Origin of the sequence: Salmonella sp. 2020_1395, assembly GCF_043848115.1 — a bacterium.
Taxonomy (GTDB): Bacteria; Pseudomonadota; Gammaproteobacteria; order Enterobacterales; family Enterobacteriaceae; genus Salmonella; species Salmonella enterica.
In genome coordinates this window covers 29,443-47,585 of the sequence record NZ_JBCMFH010000006.1, presented here as the reverse complement: position 1 = coordinate 47,585, position 18,143 = coordinate 29,443, and the positions used below count along the sequence as shown (strand labels likewise).

Here is an 18,143-nt window from a genome sequence, read left to right as displayed (position 1 = left end):
ATGTTCTGTAAAGTGCAAAGGCGGGGATAGTGACGATTTGTTTAAGTTTGTTTGATATTTCCTATGGCAAAAAAATGACAATATTATGTCAATAACAGGCTCGTCTGAAATCATTAAACAATAAATTCCTGCTTAATACCGACGATAGCTCTGTTATGATGCCTGCACGTAAAAAAATAAAACAACATGACGAGGAAAAAATGGGTTCCACCAGAAAAGGGATGCTAAACGTCCTGATTGCCGCCGTATTGTGGGGGAGTTCAGGCGTTTGCGCGCAGTACATCATGGAGCAAAGCCGTATGTCGTCACAGTTCCTGACGATGATACGTTTGTTATTCGCCGGGCTGATACTGGTGACATTCTCCTTTATGCACGGCGATAAGATATTTTCAATTCTTAAAAACCGCAAAGATGCCCTGAGTCTGCTGATTTTCTCCGTGGTGGGCGCGCTCACCGTTCAGCTAACCTTCCTGCTCACGATTGAAAAATCCAATGCCGCCACCGCGACAGTGCTGCAATTTTTATCGCCGACCATTATTGTAGCGTGGTTTGCATTAGCGCGAAGAACACGACCAGGCATTCTGGTCTTAACCGCCATTCTTACATCGCTTATCGGCACCTTTTTACTGGTGACTCACGGCAATCCAACATCGCTGTCGATCTCTTCAGGCGCGCTGTTCTGGGGTATCGCCTCCGCATTTGCCGCCGCCTTTTATACGACCTGGCCTTCCAGGCTAATCGCCCAATACGGCACGCTGCCAGTGGTCGGCTGGAGTATGTCCTTTGGCGGCCTTATTCTGCTGCCCTTCTACGCTAAAGAAGGAACGCACTTTGCGGTGAGCGGCAGTCTGATTCTGGCCTTTTTCTACCTTGTGGTGATCGGTACGTCGCTGACGTTCAGCCTCTATTTGAAAGGCGCGCAACTGATTGGTGGCCCCAAAGCCAGCATTTTAAGCTGCGCGGAACCGTTAAGTAGCGCCCTGCTGTCGCTACTGCTGTTGGGGATTAGTTTTACCTTGCCGGACTGGCTGGGCACGCTGCTCATTCTCTCGTCAGTGATTCTGATCTCCCTCGATTCCCGTCGACGCGCGCGGGCCGCTTAACGCCGTTGATAATCACGATGACCGGGCGGAAGAGGGAAAAGTTTAATGGCGCTTTGCCTTAATCTCTTCGTCAGAAAGCCCGGTAATCATCAGCACCATCTCTCGCTCGATCCCCTGTTCCAGCATCGTATGCGCAATACGCAAGGCTTCCTCCTGCTTACCTTGATGTATACCTTGCTGTATGCCTTGTTGCACGCCTTCACGCTTACCTTTTCTGCGCCCCGATTCACGTATTCTGTCTACGATCGTCATTAATCTCTCCTTGTGTTGGGGAACACGACGCGCCACCTCGCGGATAAACTTGCCAAAACGAGGCGTGCTGCCATGCTGTATTAGCAAATAATTAAACAGCGCTTTTAGCTGACTGTCATTAGCGTTTCCCGTAATCAGAAGTACCGCTAAGCGCTCGACCAATCCCATCAGGTCGCGCTGACGTATATGCTTTTGTACCAGCTCCAGCATCGCGATACGTCGATGCTGCATAATCTCGTTATCCGGCACCACCGTAATGTCTACCAGTGGAAATGCCGTCGCATAAAGCTGACGCGCCAGTGCAGGATCGTCAAACTCATCCAGCCAGCACAGCGAAAAGGGATACGGGCTTTTCGCGCCATGGTAAAACAGCATGGGAATCACCAGCGGTAACGTTTTATGGCCAGCATCCAGATGGCGCTGCATCGCGGCAGTCGCGTAACGCATTAACCGGAACGCCATATGCGCGTCTGGCGTACTCTGATGCTCTATAACGACATAGATATAACCGTCGCCTTCACACGTTTTTAGTGACCAAAGGACATCGGAATAAAACGCGCGTAAATTTTTCTCGATAAAACTGTCCGGCGCCAGTTTCAACGTCGTCAGATCGCAACGTATTCTTAGCGAATGGGGAAGATGAATATTGAGAAAATCCCGCGCGGTATCCGGATGGCGTAAAAACGTTTTGAATACCGCATCATGAGGCGTGGACGTGGGGCTTTTTTTCATGGCGATCCGTCACCTGAGGCATAAGATGACGCCACTGTACTCGCCAAAAATACAGACAGCATTCAGGAAAATTTACCCCTGCGAGGAGGCTCGAAAGGGAATCACTGACGGCTGCAATACGTACATTTTTGCCCGGCCTGCTACGCATTATCGACCGGTAGCGTAACGCTAACCGGGCCTACAAATACACGTCATCTGTAGGCCAGGTGAACGCAGCGCTCTTCGGCGATAAATCTCACACCAGCGCTTTGACTATCTCCATCAACCGAATGACCTCTTCGGGGCGCGTATTGCCGGTTTGCGGATCGATAATCGAGCTGTAAACATGCGGCATGACGCGCGGCACGCCTGCTTCCAGGCAGGTTTGCAGGATAATACCGAAATTATCCAGTGAGATACCGCCGGTCGGCTCGATAAGCGTCATGCCGTGGCGGGCAGCGGTTGTCGCCAGCGCATAGAGTTCCGGTAACGACTTTTCGCCGCCCATCGGGAAAAACTTCGCCGCATGTGCGCCCATATCCTGCATCATGCGTACCGCCGCTTCACAGGAAACGCGGGCTGGCGTTCCCTGGCTGCTGCTGACGCCGGTAGAAATCACCACCTCGCCAGGCGTTCCCGTCGGGCTGACCAGGGCGTTAATATGTGTTTGCTCGCCGCCTGTCGCCGCCAGTGCGCCCGCTGCGAAGCCGCTACCGGTAAAGGTCTGGTTAACGTGGGCCGGGTGAGTATGGGCGGCAATCATCGCCGCTTTGTAGTACTGCGCCGGGTCGCCTGCGCCCAGACCCACTGAGATAGACGGCACCTCCGCCATCCAGCGTTTCACCTCCGGCACGCCCTCTTCTACCGTAGCGAACTGCGCGGAAAGTACGCCAATGACCGCATGGCCTTCGGCGGCTTCATAGATAGCCTTCGCGTTGGCGATATCCTTTGCCAGCACGTTAATCGCTACCCGCTGACGATAAAAATTAATCTGCTGCATGTTCTGCAATCTCCCTGAGTCGCGCCACAATCAATGCCATTTCCCCTTCAGCTACCGTGCGTGGATCGAGGCTAAAAACCCCCTGATGAAGCTGATATTTGCGGGCGTAAATCGCTATCTCGCCGCCGCGCAACTGCGCTTCGACGTCCTGCGCGTTCAGCCCCAATTCAGATGCGTTCACCCGCACACGAATACGCCAGATTGCACGCCCGGCCTCATCCTGTTCGATATCGGCATAAAGTCCATGGATGGCGGAAATCGCTTCCGCGACCGGCTGTAACTGTGCTGCGGTCACGGTCGTCTGGCCCTGGTGGTAATTCTCCAGCGCATACACCAGCCCAACCATGTTTTCCTTGCCGATTTTCATTGCCCTGGCAATCCCCTGGTGCTGCGCTTTGCAGGCGGCAATCCACGTTTTCTTACCAGTGATAAAGCCGGAGGTTGGCGCATTAAAGGCTTTCGCGCCGCTATAGATAACCATATCCGCGCCGCTCGCCACCCAGCCGCGCAAATCCTCTTCCGCCGCGGCATCGACAATCAACGGCAGGTGGTTGGCCTGCGCCACCTGTACAAAATCGTCAATGCTCAACATGCCTTTCTGTACGCAATGGTGTGATTTCACATACAGTAGCGCGGCGGTCTTTTCGTTAATGGCGCTTTCCAGTTGCCAGTGGGCCGCCAGATTGCTCGACCCCACTTCCACTATGCGCCCGCCGCCAAGACGAATGGCGCTGGTGACTGGCGCGCCGTAGTCCACATTATGCCCGCGCAGCATCACTACCTCATTGGCCATACCGGTACTGTCCGGCATCAGGGCGACGCGCGCCCGATCGCCGTGGGTGATAGCGGCAGCGACGGCAATGGCAATACCCGCCGAGGCGCACGAGGTGATATAGCTATCTTCAGCACCCGTATAGCGCGATACCAGTTCGCCGGTTTTTTCCACCAGCGCATCAATCTCGACGAAAGCGGAAGCCGCGCGCGCGGTGGCCTGCATGACCTCCGGCGCGACGCTTGAGACGCCCAGAATGGTCATTTTGCCGCAGGCGTTAATGACCTTTTTCAACCCCAGTTGTTGATAGATATTCGGCGTCATGATTTACAGCACTCCCAACAACGAACAGACTATGCTCAGTGCGACAATCGACAGCAAAATGGTGGTGTAGCGCGGCCCTTTTTTTACCAGATAGAAGTAGATGGCGAATACCGCCGCCAGTGGCAGTAAGCCCGGCGCGATAGAGTCGAGGATCTGCTGAACCACCACTTCAGATCCTTTCAAAGCGCTAATTTTTAACGGCGTGGTGATTTTGACGTAGCTGGCGGAAAGCGCGCCCATCATGATCAAACCCAGCACGTTGGCCCCGTAGATCAGTTCTTTGATTCGCCCCCCTTGCAGCAGGCCGATAATCGAATCACGCCCCAGCGTATATCCCTTGTGGACCATGCCGTAGCTGATCGCCAGGGTGATCGCCGGGTAGAGAATCAGCGGGATAATACCGCCCATTGCGCTGCCATTTGCCGCGAACGGAATAAAGATCGCTATCAACAGCGGCATCACCGCCGCCCAGATAATCGAGTCGCCCATCCCGGCAAGCGGCCCCATCAGGCCAGTTTTAATGCCGGTGATAGACGAGTCGTTAATCGGCTCGCCGCGCGTTTTTTGTTCTTCCATGGCAATAGAGATGCCCTGAATCACCGCGCCGAAGGTCTGCTCGGAGTTAAAGAAGTTAAGGTGGCGTTTTAGCGCTTCTACCTGCTCCTCTTTTTGTGGGTAAAGTTTTTTGATGATCGGCGTCATCGAGGCGCAGAAAATCAGGCTTTGTAAGCGCTCATAGGAGCTGGAAACCTCGGCGCCCAGCCAGTAGATAAACCAGGCTTTGGTGATGTCTGCTTTGGTCAGCGCCCCGCTTTCCCGCGCGCGCTCAACCAGTTCATGTTGCATTACGTCACTGCTCATCATGCTGCTCCTTCATTTTTCGCCAGGCCTTTAATCAGGAAGGCGACACAGGTGCCGAAGATGGCCATCGCCATGATGTCGACCTTGAGGTACAACACCGCGAAGAACCCGCCGATAAACCACGGCAACAGGCTCTTTTTACCGATCACCATAATGGTGATGGCAAAGCCCAGCGCCGGCAGAATGCCGCCCATGATTTCAAAGGAGTGGGTTAACCAGTGCGGCATCAGTTTAAGGAAACTTTCCACCACATCCTGGCCAAAGTAGTTAGCGGCAAAGACCACCGGGAAGCGCAGCACCAGCCCCAGCAATGCCGGGTAAAGAAAGGCGCAACGCATGATGCCCGCCATGTTTGCCGTTTCCGCGTGTTTATCCGCCATATGCACCCAGGCGGCATTCAGCGTGCGCCTCAGCTGATCGAGAAACACGCCAATCACGCCAAACGGGATTGCCAGCGCGATCGCCAGGTTTGGGTCCATACCGGCCTTCACCGCGATAGGAATGGAGATACAGGCCGCCAGCGCCGGGTCCGACGGCACGTTGCCGCCCGGCGTTGAGGTCACGCCCAAATAAACGAGCTGCATCCCTGCGCCGATGATCATCGCGGTCTGCATATTGCCAAGCAAAAGCCCGACAAATACCGCGATCACCACCGGTTGTAACAGCATCGCGGAGAAGGTGTAGCCGAGGCGTAAACGGGCAAACCAGTAATACAACCCCATCAGGCTTGCAAAGAGTAAGGTATCCATAGTGTTATCCTATACACTTCATCCTTCAGGCTGCCTCTTTGTTGGCTGCCTTCGCTCACCCCAGTCACTTACTTTAGTAAGCTCCAGGGGATTCACTCAGTTGCCGCCTCGATGCATCCAGAATGATTTTGTGTCTATTAAAGGGTTAGAATTTTTTCAGGATATCGTCGAGCGGCTGCGGCTTATCTTCCGGAATGGTCTGGAAAAATACCTGAACGCCACGGTTTTTCAGGTCGTTAAGAATGCCGACGTCTTTTTCATCCAGCGTAATATTCTGAAAAACCGCTTTGCGGTTTGGCCCGCCGCCGAGACCACCAACCTGAATGCGGGTGACGTCAAAGCCCAGTTGTATGGCGTCCTGCACCGCCGCCAGTGAGGGAAAAAGCACCAGCACGTTACCGTCGCCAAGCTGATTTTCTTTCCATGCGGCGGCAAAACTCTGGTTGCCGAAGCAATCCACTTTGATATTTGGCGGCGCGGCCATCAGGTAGATATTTTTCATAAACGGATCGGCATCCAGTTCATCACTCACAACGGCTATCCGGTTCGCCTGAGATTGTCCGACCCACTTCGTGACAACCTGCCCATGAATGAGACGGCTGTCGATGCGGCATAAAACGATATTGGCCATGATGTTTTCCTTAGAGTGATTGTTGTAGCTGACGTACATGGGCGACCACATCCAGGCAGCTACTGCGCCCGGCCTCAACTAACTCATCCACGCAGGCGGTTAGCATCCCTTGTTCACGCCTGTCCAGCGCCTCCAGCAGTAGCGACGCATTCAATCCGGCAATCACCGCCACCGGATAATCGGCGCTTAGCCGCGCCGCGACGTTGGACGTCGTGCCGCCGACAAAATCCGTCAGGATCAGCGAGCCTTCCGGCAGCGTTTTCACCACGGCCTCGACGCGTTGATAAAACTCGCCCAGCGTATCGACAGGCATTAGCGCGATTTCCGTCACGCCTTTAATTTCGCCCGTGACCATACGCAGGCTGTTGCAAAGCGGTTGTCCCCAGCCGCCATGCGTCAGCAGCAGGATGTGGGGCAACGGTTGTGTGGTAGTCAAAATGGCCTCCTGGCGCAATTACATGAGAACACCGGCATATATTGCCCGGTGGCACTGCGCTTACCGGGCCTACAGAACACTCCCGTTAGGCCGGATAAGGCGTTTACGCCGCTATCCGGCCTAACGCATCATCAGAAGAGCAAAGGTTGTGCCAAAATTTGTGTCACGCGAGGAAGAAGAAAGGTCTGGCGAGGCGCGAAGCCCCGCCAGTAAAAGGATTAGCTATAGAGCAGTTCGTAGATATAAAAATATTCCGCATCCGATAAACGGATGGCGTAGGCGTCTTCGATCGGCAGAAAAGCGGATTTGATGACACTAAAAGCGCGCGCGTCCAGATTCGGCTGACTTTCCAGCGCCATCTGTAACGGTTTACGGTTAATCACAATACGCTCTACCATACAGCAGCAGTGGATCAGGAAGCGCAGTGTCACCTGGCGGCTTGGTTTCAGGGAAAGCGAAGACGTCAGATGGTTAAAAACGCCCTCCATCTCTTTCAGAATACGCTGCGGGTTAAGCACGGAAATATGGTTGATGATGCTCTCCATCGTTAGCGCGCTGATAAAGCGCATGGCGCTGCGCTCCATCTCCAGACGGCGTTCAGCGTTGGACAGATCGGGCGTTAACAGGCTCAACACCAGTTCAGGCCCTTGTTCGGAGAAAAGCTCTTCCAGCGAAATAAACGGAATATCCGGCAGCCCCGGCTGGAAAGTGCCGACAATCCCCGCCAGCCGCTCGCTGGCATTCAATGCCTGCTGAACGCGCTCCAGACTACGTACCTCGTTATAATCAAGGATCACCATCCTGGTGTCCTGCGACATCAGTTCGCCAAAGCTCTCCTCCAGCACCTTTTTGATTTTTTCCGCCGTTCCCATGCCGGTAATACAGGAGATGACCAGCACTTTGCCGCCGTTCTCCTGCTGCGGCGTACAAAGCTGGCAGGGGATATTTTTACTCTGCAGGAGCGCCGTCAGCTGTGGTAAGTCGCTGGTTTCATAGCTTAAATCCAGCCCGACTTCCAGCAGACTGGTCAGCGTGATGTTCGGCATGAGCAAAACATCTATCTGGAATAACTTACTGATCGTACTGCCGAAATGGATCAATGAACCGATGTCCACCAACAGGATAAGCCGCCGATATTGGCGGGTTTGAATCATTTGGGTCAGCGTTTCCAGCGTGTCATGCACCGACTGTTCAAACGGCATGTCGATGGCGCTGAACAGCTCGCGCTCCAGCACGCGGTTGACATATTGCGCCTGGCTGGTGGCGGTGGTCGCGCCGTGGGCGATCAAAATGACCCCGCAGTCGGGGCTGGCATCGATACGCTGACGATAATGGCGGCACTCTTTCAGGAACAGGCATAGCCAGACCACTTCCGTCGCCGGACACTGAATATGCAGCAGTTCGTTGATTTTCCGACACAGCAGCGTGGCGTTGTCATATTCGTCTTTGCAGCGATCCAGGATCAAACTGGAAGAGTAAAGCTGCGGGATCAGGCCGCGCTGCACGTAGCCTATCAGCGCCAGGAAGTGTTTACGCAGTGGGTTAACCAGATTTTCCGGCAGCGAAAATCCCAACACCTGCTCTACGCAGCCAATCAGCAGCGTCACGCGCTCTTCAATCTGGTCGCCATAGCGCGGCGGATGCGCCACGCTGTCGCGGCTGTAGAGACCGTATTCAAAAATCGAGCTGAGTTTATTTTTCAGGATCGCCAGCGTCTCCGCCGGGGGGACGTTACTGTTGCGCAAATTAACATACTCGCGCGTCAGGAAGCTGTAAAAGAGGTCGCTCTCTTCAATTTCCGCCCCGGTCGCCAGCGACGTCTTCAATGCGGGCAGCGTGCGCGCGTCTATATTTAGCCGCGCTTTACCGTCAAACAGAGTATCCACCAATAGACGCTGTTCCGGCGTCGGGTTAACCGACATCTCCGCCAGCCGCTTATCCAGCTGTAGCGTGTCGTTATGCTCGGTCATTCCCGATGCCCACGCCTGAGCGCAAAGAAACTGAATATCGCTTTTTAGCTGACCGATATTGCCTTCCAGGGGTTTATTCAGCAACCAGAGCAACAACGGTTTATCAATGCTGACCGTACGTTCTATTTTGCGGCTTTCCCGCTGTAAGAACCCCACGATCAGTTCGATCTGTTCTTCAACGGAGCGCTGGCGAATGCCCGGCAAATCAATGCATACCTGAATACGCCGCTGGAAAGTACGTAACAGCGCCGACCCGACCGGCTCGGTAGTGGCGCAAATCAGGCGTACCGAAATTGATCGCGGCTGGCTGCTCACGCCAAGCGGACGGTACTCGCCTTTATCCAGAATAGAGAACAGCTTTTCCTGCCCTTCATAAGACAGACGGTGCACCTCGTCCAGCAGCAGATAACCACCGTCCGCCTGCTCCACGAGGCCTGTTTTATGTTCATTCGCGCCGGTAAACGCCCCCTGCCGATGACCAAACAGATGCGAGGAGAGCAGTTCCGGGTTATGGGCGTATTCCGCGCAGTTAAAGTAGACCAGCGGCGGGATAGCGCCGCTCGCCTGTTCACAGGCGAAACGGTGCATCAGTTCCGCAAAAAAGGTTTTACCGACGCCGGACGGCCCGGTAAGCAGAACGTGTAAACCGTGCGGATAGAGCACCGCCGCACGGCCTTTTTCTACCGCATCGCGCAGGCTGCGATCGTAACCAATCAGGCTGGTAAACGGATCGTCGGGCGCATAATGCTCTTCATGCGGCAGCACATCCGCCACCGACCGCACCTCGCGTTCAGACTCTTCCAGCTGTCGTCCCAGCAACATTTCCAGCGCCTGGCGATGCAGAAAATAGACCGGGCGGCCACGGCTTTTGATTGCCAGGCCGTCATTCCATAACTGATTGAGATCTTTGCTGACGGAGTTACGCGCCAGCCCAAGATTGAAACCTATCGCCTCCGCCGTAAACGCCGTCTCCTGCGCCAAATCGGCAAGACATAGCCCGCGCGTCAGCCGTTCCAGCTCTCCCAGTACGATCTCAATACGTCTCATTACACTACCGCTTACGAAATAAAAGAGTAGTCAGAACATACACTATTCTGCCACGCAAGAAAGTGAAGGCGCAGCGAGAAACCGCCTTCCCACTTTTGCCTGACTTCAACGCCAACGGATAGCACGCCCCGATGAGTGAACGTCGCACGGTCTACACTTACTCTTGAAAAAGTGCAAACCGATAAGGATACCGTTTATGAAACGAAAAACGCTTCTGCTTATTGCCACACTTGTCGCGCTACCGGGCGTCACGTATGCCGACTCTCCGTTTAGCTCACTCCAGTCGGCGCATGAAAAAACCACGATTTTAAAGGATTTGCGCAAAATGTGTACGCCCAAAGGCGCGCTAACCGATGAAGCCTGGGAGAAAAAAATCATGGCGAGCGAGGGGAACCAGCAGCATATTCGGGAGGCGATGATCGCGATAGAGCGCAACAATCAGCATAACTACTGGCAGGCTCTCGGCAAGGTGGAATGCCCGGAGATGTAGCACCGCTTTTCCGCTTTTTGGTCGCGAAAATGCGGACTGTAACCGGTTTCTGTTCGCTAAAAGCGCGTATTCTGGAGCGAATTTACGCGATCAAGGAGTACGACAATGCGATACCGTTTTCCCGATAACTTCTGGTGGGGCAGCGCCTGCTCAGCGTTGCAAACCGAAGGGGATAGTCTGAATGGCGGTAAAAGCCAGACCACGTGGGATGTGTGGTTCGAGCGCCAGCCGGGTCGTTTTCATCAGGGCATCGGTCCAGCGGAAACCTCAACGTTCTATCGCCACTGGAAGCAAGACATCGCGCTACTGAAACAGTTAAAACACAACAGTTTTCGCACCTCGCTAAGCTGGGCGCGGCTCATTCCAGACGGTGTAGGCGAGGTGAATCCACAAGCGGTGAGCTTCTACAATCACGTCATCGACGAGCTACTGGCGCAGGGCATCACGCCGTTTATTACGCTGTTCCATTTTGATATGCCGATGGTCATGCAGGAGAAAGGCGGCTGGGAAAATCGCGACGTCGTAGAGGCGTTTGGTCGGTACGCGCAAACGTGTTTTACCTTGTTTGGCGACCGCGTGAAGCACTGGTTTACCTTTAACGAGCCGATTGTGCCGGTGGAAGGCGGCTATTTGTACGACTTCCACTATCCCAATGTGGTGGATTTTAAACGTGCGGCCACCGTGGCGTACCATACCGTGCTGGCGCACTCGACCGCCGTGCGCGCCTGGCGCGCCGGGCGCTACGACGGTGAAATCGGCGTAGTGCTGAATCTGACGCCGTCCTACCCACGCTCGCAGCATCCCGCCGATGTGCAAGCCGCGCATCATGCGGATCTGTTATTCAACCGCAGTTTTCTTGACCCGGTATTAAAGGGAGAATACCCGGCGGACTTGGTGGCGCTGCTGAAAACCTATGACCAGCTGCCTGCCTGTCAGCCAGGCGACCGTCAGCTTATTGCCGACGGCAAAATCGATTTACTGGGGATTAACTATTATCAGCCGCGCCGCGTGAAATGCCGTGATACGGCGGTGAATCCGCAAGCGCCGTTTATGCCGGAGTGGTTATTTGACTATTACGACATGCCGGGGCGCAAGATGAACCCTTACCGCGGCTGGGAAATTTACGCGCCAGGAATTTACGACATCATCACCAACCTACGGGATCATTACGGCAATCCGCGCTGTTTTATCTCCGAAAACGGGATGGGCGTTGAGAACGAGCAGCGTTTTGTGCAAGCGGGACAGATTCACGATGATTACCGGATTGACTTTATCTCTGAGCATCTTAAATGGCTGCATAAAGGCATTAGCGAGGGCTGTCACTGTCTTGGCTACCACATGTGGACCTTTATCGATAACTGGTCATGGCTGAACGGCTATAAAAATCGCTATGGTTTTGTACAACTGGATTTAGCCACCCAAACGCGCACGGTGAAAAAAAGCGGAGAATGGTTTGCCGCCACCGCAGAGCATAACGGTTTTGATTAAGCGTTTATTATTGCCGGATAACGACTAACGTCGTATCCGGCCTACAAATGGCAGCAATATCAACTCATTGGCGTAATACGGACTTTCGCCGCCACGACTAACGCCGTCAACAGCATCAGTCCGCCGGAAAGCGCCAGCGGCGAAAGCAGCCCGAAATTGTCGAGCGCATAACCGCCCACCGCCGCGCCACAGGTATTTGCCAGTTGAATCACCGCGACCTGGATGGAACCGGCTTTTTCCGCCTGATCGGCAAGGGAACGAGTGATCCACGTTGACCATCCCACCGGCACCAGCGCAAACGCCAGCCCCCAGATAATCGCTATGACCGCCGCCACGGTTTTATCGCCTCCCCACACAATGAGCGTCAGCGCGCTCAGCGCCAGTAGCAGCGGCGCACCGGCCAGCGCCAGTTTTACCGAACGTTTCAGGACATAAGATGAGAAAGAAGTGCCAACGAAGCTGGCAATACCAAAACTGAGCAACACCAGCGTCAGACCATCAACGTCAAAGCCCGCCAGATTCATATAGACCGGGCGAATATAGGTAAAGAAAGCGAACTGCCCGGCAAAAGACATAAAGATGGCGATCATCCCGGCCATCACGCCAGGGCGTTGCAACAGGCTAAACATATTCTGTTTCTGGTGAGAAGGTTCGCCCGGCAGCGACGGCAGTGATTTCACCACCCAGATGACGCACAGTACGCCCATCACCGCAGCGGCGTTAAAGACATTACGCCAGCCAATAATACCGCCCAAAAAACTGCCCAGCGGCGCGGCGATCACTAACGCGATGGAAACCGCGCCAAAAATCACCGACAGCGCTTTCGGCACGGTACGCGCGGGAACCAGTCGCATGGTCAGCGACGCCGACATCGCCCAGAATCCGCCCAGCGCCAACCCAAGACAGGCGCGGCCCAGCAATAGCAGCGTAAAGCTGTTGGCAAAGGAGACCATCAGACAAGAAGCCGTCAGCAAAACGGCGAACAGAATAACGATATAACGCCTGTCGGTCGCCTGAATAATCTGGGTAATGAACAGGCTGGAAAACATCGCGACAAACGCCGTAACGGTGACCGACTGACCGGCGACGCCCTCGGAGATCCCCAGATCCTGCGCCATCGGCGTCAACAGACTAACGGGCAAAAACTCAACGGTAATCAGGCAGGCGACACAAAACGCCACGGCAAAAACGGCTGACCAGTTAGGCCTGGCAACCCCATCAGCGCGGAATTTTTCTGCGATATTTTCATTCATTGTGGTCACCTGCGTCGTTTTAGTGCGGAAAATCCACGCAGTGTAACATTACAAAATGTGATCTGATTAACGTTTTAGCAACTGACATTGTTGCGCTGCATTTTGCGAGGCTGGTCGAGCGTTGAGAATTATCTTCTCTCGCTGCGTGTAAAACCAAAAGGTAAGACATAGTGTATCACCTGGTGCTATACTTTAGATTACAGGATGTCAACCTGATGCGAATCTTCAAAACCAGGTGGTTTAACAGAGAAGCGAAGTCCCACACGATAAAAGACGACGAGTTAAGCGAGGCCATCAACGCCGTACTGCAAGGAAAAGCAGATAATCTCGGCGGCGGAGTTTATAAAAAACGTCTCAATCAAAACCGCGATCGCGCAATCGTGTTGGCAAAGGGAGGCGAACATTGGTTTTACACCTTCCTGTATGCCAAACAGGATATGGCCAACATTAGCTATCGCGAACTCGCGGGTTTCCGTGAGTTAGCAAAACACTATGCTTGCCTGACCGAAGATCAGATAACGGCACTCATTAATAACAAAGAACTGGTAGAGGTGCGCCATGTCAGCAAAAACTAAATTCAAAAGCCCTGCCTTTGAAGCGATTCATAGCGCGGCATCTGGATTATTTAGCGTGGATGCCATTCCCCAGGAGACAATGCGCAGTTTTGACACGACCTGCTTAAGCAGCATCAAAGACCTGCAGCCACTTGAAATAAAAGCGTTACGAGAAGAACTCAACGTTAGCCAGCCGGTTTTCGCTCGGTACCTGAATACCAGCGTATCAACGGTTCAAAAGTGGGAAAGCGGCGCCAAGCGTCCCAGCGGGATGTCACTGAAACTACTTAATGTTGTCCAAAAACACGGGCTAAAGGTGCTGGTATGAGGGTTTTACCGATGGTCTGTTAAGGCTATTCATACGATCATGAGTGCAGGAAGCCTCTACAACTTCCTGCGCCGTTTGATGGGAATTGCACTATACTGACTCACCAAAGCCATCAGCAAATGCAGATTTTAATTCATCCATAAAAGCCAGTTCATCCTGTCCATCACAAATTAAATCAATCATTGTGTTTCCCTTTACGCCAGCCCCCAAAATACTCATCATTCCTTTAATGGGAATTTCTTTGTCATTATTAACTAGCGTTAATGAAGACTGGTATTTTTTGACAATTTTCGCAAGTGTAGCGGCTGGCCGCGCATGAAGCCCCGTACTGTTCATAACGCGTACTGTTTGTCTAATCATATATTTTCCTTAAGAGACTTTGCGGAATGCTGAGTGATTTTTATTCATCATCTTAATTTTAGAATAAACATCATCCTCAACTGCCTGTTTTGCGTTCGCCATGACACGTGCCAGATTAGCCTCGTTGTTATTATTTACCCAAGCCTTACCGACAGTAGTAATAAAGGCTTTACGCAAATCACTCGCAATATTCACTTTGGCTACTTTGTAATTAACAAAGCTGCGAAGAATATCCGCGTCAATACCAGAACCTCCATGAATAACCAAAGGTACCGGACTGACAGACGCGATGCGTTGTAATAGCGGGATATCAATGCGTGGGATATCTTCAAGACCATGTACATTACCAATTGACACTGCCAGCATGTCGCACCCTGTCTCCTCAACAAAGCGCTGAACCTTCTCAGGTTCAGTTTTGCAGTCAGCCTCGCTGACATGATCATCTTCCTTACCCAGAATAGCGCCTAATTCCGCTTCGACGGGAACACCAAATGATTTACAGAAATCGACAGCTTCTCGGGTAAATGCAATATTTTCTTCGAACGGTAGCGCCGCGCCATCAATCATTACTGAGGTAAATCCGGCCCGGACAGCCTGCTTAACATCTTCCAGAGTTTTCCCATGATCCAGATGCAGGCTGACAGGAATATCCATTTTGTCGGCATGCCGCTTAACAATTTCATAAATGTAATCGTAACCTGAAAGCTGTGCATTAGTAGGAGCAATTTGAATAAAATTGGGCAATCCGGAACGTTCTATTGCATTAAGAATGGAAATTGTTGTCTCCAGGTTCGTTGTATTAAATGCACCCGCAAGGACATGTTTTTCCTGAATACAATTGAGCAGGATCCTACCATTGACTAAAGGCATATTAACTCCAGATATTTATGTGAGCAGTGTAAGTAAATTATCGAACTATTGAGTTATCACAGTTATTCACCAATAAGCGCCCCTTCTTGCCGCAGTTTAAATTGATAAAATGACAGCCATTGCTGCTGATATATTTTCAACTTTGCAGAACGAACCGCGTCAGGAAAATATCGATCAGCCACAGGAACAGTCGGGGGGACAACATTCGGACAGGCTATCAACAATGCTCCAAGGGAGACGGTTTCATCAAAAGCAATGGCCTCAATTGGACACTGGAGGATGTCAGCCTTCAACTGGAGCCAGTATGGGTTTTTCACCGCAGGACCAATGACTTTTACTGTCCTGCCCGCCGGGATATTAAAGCACCCGTGACAGTGTGCAAACTCCATCGCCAGGCCAATAAAGACACTCTCAAGCAGAGACTCCGGAGGAAGTGAATCCGTCAGACCAAAAAGCAGGCCACGAGTGTGCCGATTTTTATTTGGCGAACCCGAGCCCCGCAAATGAGGAATAAATACCGGCACATGCTCGACAGACCAGGAAGGTTTGAGGTATTGCTCCATGGCTTTTTCCAGGCCTGTGCTTATTTCCTTATCAGTTAAACGAAAGGTTTTTTTCACCCATTCAAGCGCATAACCGCCGACAGGCAGAGAAGCGAAAAGCGTGAAAAATTCACCATCGGAGTAACAACCATTTGCCAGCTTATCCCTGCGAGCCTGCACATCAAGCGTTGGCTGTGTATTCAGCAGTAAAATACCCTCTGTCGTGCCGGTAGAATTCAGCACATCGCCCGGTTGCATCTGTAATGCGCGGGCACCGACCATATGATCGTGTCCGGCCAGGGTGACTTTTACCTCATGTGGTAATCCCAACTCCTGCCTGAGCGTTGCAGTCACCCATCCGGCCACTTCACCCGGCTTTATCAACGGAGCCAGTACACCGAACGGTATGCCGAGAATCCCGGCAGCATTACGAGACCAGGTACGGCGAGCAATGTCCAGACACAACGTTCTACTGGCCAGGGATATTTCCGTCTTTTTCGCACCTGTCATTCGCCACAACAACACTTCTGGAGCATGTAACCAGCAGATATCTTTTCTTTCATGCAAGGAGTAGTTATCAAGCAACCATCTCATTTTAAATGCTGAGTAATTACTGTGAGGTGGCAATCCCGTTATAGAATACAGTTCTTCAGCCTCTGCCTTGCTTAATGACGAGAGATAAGATTCACCACGTCGATCATACCAGGCCAGCATCGGGGTAAGAATGACGCCCTCCTTATCCACAAAGACGCCAGACTCACCGAAACTCGCAATACTGATATTTTTTACCGGAAACGGTACTGAAGCCACCAGTTCAGCCATTACCAGTCGCAGTGCCTGCCACAGCGCTTCGATATCGAAATCTACCTCGCCTTTGTCCGACGATATTGTTGGCGTCGGAAACTTGCGGACTTCCAGAACTGACACGTCATGACAGGAATAACAGCTGACTTTGCAGTTAGTTGTGCCAATGTCAATGACAAGCGCTGCGTGGTAATCAGGCATAAACCGTTCCTTTTGTCAGGCGAAAAACACCATAAATAACCAGCGCAAGCACAGGAATCAGCCCGATAGCAATAATATTTCCGTTGAATATTTCAAGCAGCCAGAAACGGAAGGGGTTACCGCCATCAAGGAAGCTTGATACCTGACCACTTGACCCCTCAGCCATTTTGAAATTGACATCCTTAGCCATACCGGTAATAAATGGCGCAATTTTGGTCGCAATCCACAAGTCGGCGACAATAACAGGAATTGCGGTTATCACAGCCCGGAAAATATTGCCACGACATGCCAGTACAATCATGGAAGCCATGACTGCCAGGTTCGCAAGGTCTCCCAGTGGCAGGACTTTATTGCCGGGAAGAAGGAATGCAATAAAGACAGAGATGGGTGTCAGAATCAGTGCTGTAGATATAATGGCTGGGTTACCTACTGCTACCGCGATATCCAGTCCGATAAAGAGATCATCACGGCCAGGATATTTGGCATTCAAATATTTCTTAATGGCTTCAGACAGAGGTAATAAACCTTCCATCAAAATTCGTACCATACGCGGAAGAATGAACATGACACCGCCAATGCTGATCCCCAGCAACAGGATATGTTTAAAGTCATACCCGGCAATGATGCCCAACAAGACCCCCAGAATAGTACCCACCATCATAGGCTCGCCGAAGATTCCCATTTTTTTCTGAACGTTTTCCGGATCAATATGAATACGGTTAACACCAGGGATCTTGTCGATAATTTTGTCGAACAGCAATCCAATCGGAAAGAAGACGACAGATGACAGGGTCGGAAGTGAAATACCTTCCAGACCGAAGTACTTTGCCACTAATGGCGCAGACCAGTCCGCCAGTTTGAGAACCACGATCGCGGCAATAGCGGCTGCGGACAGACCCAAAACAAAACTCCCTGTGCTGTAGTAAACCAGCGTTCCAGCCAGGGCAAAGTGCCAGTAGTTCCACATGTCGACATCAACAGTACGTGTCTTATTCAGGGCCAGCATGGCGACATTAATCAGCATCGTCAGCGGAATGACAAAGGGTGCGATTGGTGAGCCCCAGGTAATTGCGGCCAATGGTGGCCAGCCTAAATCGACAACAGGAAGGCTAATACCAGTTCGCTCAACCATTGCCTGTGCAGCCGGGCCTACGTTGCTGGTAAGTATGTCAAAGATGGCATAAATTCCGACAAACCCTATTCCGACAATTAACGATGAGCGAAGTGCTTTAGCGGGTTTTACTTTGAAGAACAATGCCAGGAAAAAAAGGACCAGCGGCAATAAAACCGTTGGGCCAAACCCCAGGACATATTGCACAACGGTATAGAGAGTATGTGCTATATCATTCATATCCGACCTCTTATTCAGATGTGACCAGACCTCGCGTTAGCGCCTG

The 18,143-nt window shown here is 52.2% G+C and carries 18 protein-coding genes; 5 read left to right on the top strand and 13 right to left on the bottom strand.

What is annotated here, in order from left to right; translation table 11 throughout:
* Positions 1-200: 200 nt before the first annotated feature.
* On the top strand, positions 201-1,103 hold the full coding sequence (locus tag ACH0WD_RS11265) for an EamA family transporter (protein WP_000535970.1): 903 nt from the start codon (positions 201-203) through the stop codon (positions 1,101-1,103).
* Between the two features lie 42 nt (positions 1,104-1,145).
* Here the strand turns inward: ACH0WD_RS11265 and ACH0WD_RS11260 are convergent, their stop codons facing one another.
* From ACH0WD_RS11260 to dagR, 8 genes are all read right to left on the bottom strand, one after another.
* Positions 1,146-2,087 carry an Rpn family recombination-promoting nuclease/putative transposase gene (locus ACH0WD_RS11260; protein WP_000749540.1) on the bottom strand — a complete coding sequence of 314 codons (942 nt, stop codon included), beginning with the start codon at positions 2,085-2,087 and terminating at the stop codon, positions 1,146-1,148.
* Positions 2,088-2,322: 235 nt separating this feature from the next.
* Complete coding sequence (locus ACH0WD_RS11255) at positions 2,323-3,066, bottom strand: 2-dehydro-3-deoxy-phosphogluconate aldolase (protein ID WP_001186148.1); 744 nt, start codon at positions 3,064-3,066, stop codon at positions 2,323-2,325.
* Positions 3,053-4,162 (bottom strand): D-glucosaminate-6-phosphate ammonia lyase, encoded by a 1,110-nt coding sequence (gene dgaE / locus ACH0WD_RS11250; RefSeq protein WP_000188466.1) that lies wholly within the window; start codon positions 4,160-4,162, stop codon positions 3,053-3,055. The genes ACH0WD_RS11255 and dgaE overlap by 14 nt, the downstream gene beginning before the upstream one ends.
* 3 nt (positions 4,163-4,165) lie before the next feature.
* On the bottom strand, positions 4,166-5,026 hold the full coding sequence (locus ACH0WD_RS11245; protein WP_001526325.1) for a PTS system mannose/fructose/sorbose family transporter subunit IID: 861 nt from the start codon (positions 5,024-5,026) through the stop codon (positions 4,166-4,168).
* Positions 5,023-5,772, bottom strand: coding sequence for a PTS sugar transporter subunit IIC (locus ACH0WD_RS11240; RefSeq protein ID WP_000380259.1), 750 nt, complete (start codon positions 5,770-5,772; stop codon positions 5,023-5,025). The genes ACH0WD_RS11245 and ACH0WD_RS11240 overlap by 4 nt, the downstream gene beginning before the upstream one ends.
* A 145-nt stretch (positions 5,773-5,917) precedes the next feature.
* Complete coding sequence (locus ACH0WD_RS11235) at positions 5,918-6,403, bottom strand: PTS system mannose/fructose/N-acetylgalactosamine-transporter subunit IIB (RefSeq protein WP_001284295.1); 486 nt, start codon at positions 6,401-6,403, stop codon at positions 5,918-5,920.
* Positions 6,404-6,413: 10 nt separating this feature from the next.
* Positions 6,414-6,839 (bottom strand): PTS sugar transporter subunit IIA, encoded by a 426-nt coding sequence (locus ACH0WD_RS11230; RefSeq protein ID WP_000214106.1) that lies wholly within the window; start codon positions 6,837-6,839, stop codon positions 6,414-6,416.
* A gap of 218 nt (positions 6,840-7,057) precedes the next feature.
* Complete coding sequence (gene dagR / locus ACH0WD_RS11225) at positions 7,058-9,856, bottom strand: transcriptional regulator DagR (RefSeq protein ID WP_001252658.1); 2,799 nt, start codon at positions 9,854-9,856, stop codon at positions 7,058-7,060.
* 196 nt (positions 9,857-10,052) lie between these two features.
* Between dagR and ACH0WD_RS11220 the strand changes: the two genes are divergently transcribed.
* Entirely contained in the window at positions 10,053-10,346 is a 294-nt protein-coding gene (locus ACH0WD_RS11220) for a YicS family protein (protein ID WP_000824220.1), read from the top strand.
* A 105-nt stretch (positions 10,347-10,451) separates the two neighbouring features.
* Complete coding sequence (locus tag ACH0WD_RS11215; RefSeq protein WP_001270478.1) at positions 10,452-11,834, top strand: glycoside hydrolase family 1 protein; 1,383 nt, start codon at positions 10,452-10,454, stop codon at positions 11,832-11,834.
* A gap of 59 nt (positions 11,835-11,893) precedes the next feature.
* Here ACH0WD_RS11215 and nepI read toward each other — a convergent pair whose 3' ends face one another.
* Positions 11,894-13,087 carry a purine ribonucleoside efflux pump NepI gene (gene nepI / locus ACH0WD_RS11210; protein ID WP_001004796.1) on the bottom strand — a complete coding sequence of 398 codons (1,194 nt, stop codon included), beginning with the start codon at positions 13,085-13,087 and terminating at the stop codon, positions 11,894-11,896.
* Positions 13,088-13,302: 215 nt separating this feature from the next.
* On the opposite strand from nepI, the gene ACH0WD_RS11205 reads away from it, so the two are divergent.
* Positions 13,303-13,662, top strand: a complete 360-nt coding sequence (locus ACH0WD_RS11205; RefSeq protein ID WP_001217953.1) for a type II toxin-antitoxin system RelE/ParE family toxin — start codon at positions 13,303-13,305, stop codon at positions 13,660-13,662.
* The gene (locus ACH0WD_RS11200) at positions 13,646-13,969 is read left to right on the top strand and encodes a DNA-binding transcriptional regulator (protein ID WP_001274846.1); all 324 of its coding nucleotides are present in this window, start codon (positions 13,646-13,648) and stop codon (positions 13,967-13,969) included. Before ACH0WD_RS11205 ends, ACH0WD_RS11200 begins: the two co-directional genes overlap by 17 nt.
* A gap of 90 nt (positions 13,970-14,059) precedes the next feature.
* On the opposite strand, the gene ACH0WD_RS11195 is transcribed toward ACH0WD_RS11200, so the two are convergent.
* The 4 genes from ACH0WD_RS11195 to ACH0WD_RS11180 form a co-directional block, all read right to left on the bottom strand.
* Complete coding sequence (locus ACH0WD_RS11195) at positions 14,060-14,329, bottom strand: HPr family phosphocarrier protein (protein ID WP_000621109.1); 270 nt, start codon at positions 14,327-14,329, stop codon at positions 14,060-14,062.
* 9 nt (positions 14,330-14,338) lie between these two features.
* Positions 14,339-15,199, bottom strand: a complete 861-nt coding sequence (locus ACH0WD_RS11190) for a class II aldolase (RefSeq protein WP_001131798.1) — start codon at positions 15,197-15,199, stop codon at positions 14,339-14,341.
* A 62-nt stretch (positions 15,200-15,261) separates the two neighbouring features.
* Positions 15,262-16,746 carry an L-fuculokinase gene (locus tag ACH0WD_RS11185; protein WP_001113560.1) on the bottom strand — a complete coding sequence of 495 codons (1,485 nt, stop codon included), beginning with the start codon at positions 16,744-16,746 and terminating at the stop codon, positions 15,262-15,264.
* The gene (locus ACH0WD_RS11180; RefSeq protein ID WP_000997825.1) at positions 16,739-18,097 is read right to left on the bottom strand and encodes a PTS galactitol transporter subunit IIC; all 1,359 of its coding nucleotides are present in this window, start codon (positions 18,095-18,097) and stop codon (positions 16,739-16,741) included. Before ACH0WD_RS11180 ends, ACH0WD_RS11185 begins: the two co-directional genes overlap by 8 nt.
* Positions 18,098-18,143 lie beyond the last annotated feature (46 nt).

Bases quoted from the DNA above. Each gene is read 5' to 3' on its own strand.
- ACH0WD_RS11185 (WP_001113560.1), bottom strand. From the start codon at position 16,746: ATGCCTGATTACCACGCAGCGCTTGTCATTGACATTGGCACAACTAAC.
- ACH0WD_RS11235 (WP_001284295.1), bottom strand. From the start codon at position 6,403: ATGGCCAATATCGTTTTATGCCGCATCGACAGCCGTCTCATTCATGGG.
- ACH0WD_RS11215 (WP_001270478.1), top strand. From the start codon at position 10,452: ATGCGATACCGTTTTCCCGATAACTTCTGGTGGGGCAGCGCCTGCTCA.
- ACH0WD_RS11180 (WP_000997825.1), bottom strand. From the start codon at position 18,097: ATGAATGATATAGCACATACTCTCTATACCGTTGTGCAATATGTCCTG.
- ACH0WD_RS11265 (WP_000535970.1), top strand. From the start codon at position 201: ATGGGTTCCACCAGAAAAGGGATGCTAAACGTCCTGATTGCCGCCGTA.
- ACH0WD_RS11260 (WP_000749540.1), bottom strand. From the start codon at position 2,087: ATGAAAAAAAGCCCCACGTCCACGCCTCATGATGCGGTATTCAAAACG.
- ACH0WD_RS11205 (WP_001217953.1), top strand. From the start codon at position 13,303: ATGCGAATCTTCAAAACCAGGTGGTTTAACAGAGAAGCGAAGTCCCAC.
- ACH0WD_RS11245 (WP_001526325.1), bottom strand. From the start codon at position 5,026: ATGATGAGCAGTGACGTAATGCAACATGAACTGGTTGAGCGCGCGCGG.
- nepI (WP_001004796.1), bottom strand. From the start codon at position 13,087: ATGAATGAAAATATCGCAGAAAAATTCCGCGCTGATGGGGTTGCCAGG.
- ACH0WD_RS11195 (WP_000621109.1), bottom strand. From the start codon at position 14,329: ATGATTAGACAAACAGTACGCGTTATGAACAGTACGGGGCTTCATGCG.
- ACH0WD_RS11220 (WP_000824220.1), top strand. From the start codon at position 10,053: ATGAAACGAAAAACGCTTCTGCTTATTGCCACACTTGTCGCGCTACCG.
- ACH0WD_RS11255 (WP_001186148.1), bottom strand. From the start codon at position 3,066: ATGCAGCAGATTAATTTTTATCGTCAGCGGGTAGCGATTAACGTGCTG.
- ACH0WD_RS11190 (WP_001131798.1), bottom strand. From the start codon at position 15,199: ATGCCTTTAGTCAATGGTAGGATCCTGCTCAATTGTATTCAGGAAAAA.
- ACH0WD_RS11200 (WP_001274846.1), top strand. From the start codon at position 13,646: ATGTCAGCAAAAACTAAATTCAAAAGCCCTGCCTTTGAAGCGATTCAT.
- dagR (WP_001252658.1), bottom strand. From the start codon at position 9,856: ATGAGACGTATTGAGATCGTACTGGGAGAGCTGGAACGGCTGACGCGC.
- ACH0WD_RS11240 (WP_000380259.1), bottom strand. From the start codon at position 5,772: ATGGATACCTTACTCTTTGCAAGCCTGATGGGGTTGTATTACTGGTTT.
- dgaE (WP_000188466.1), bottom strand. From the start codon at position 4,162: ATGACGCCGAATATCTATCAACAACTGGGGTTGAAAAAGGTCATTAAC.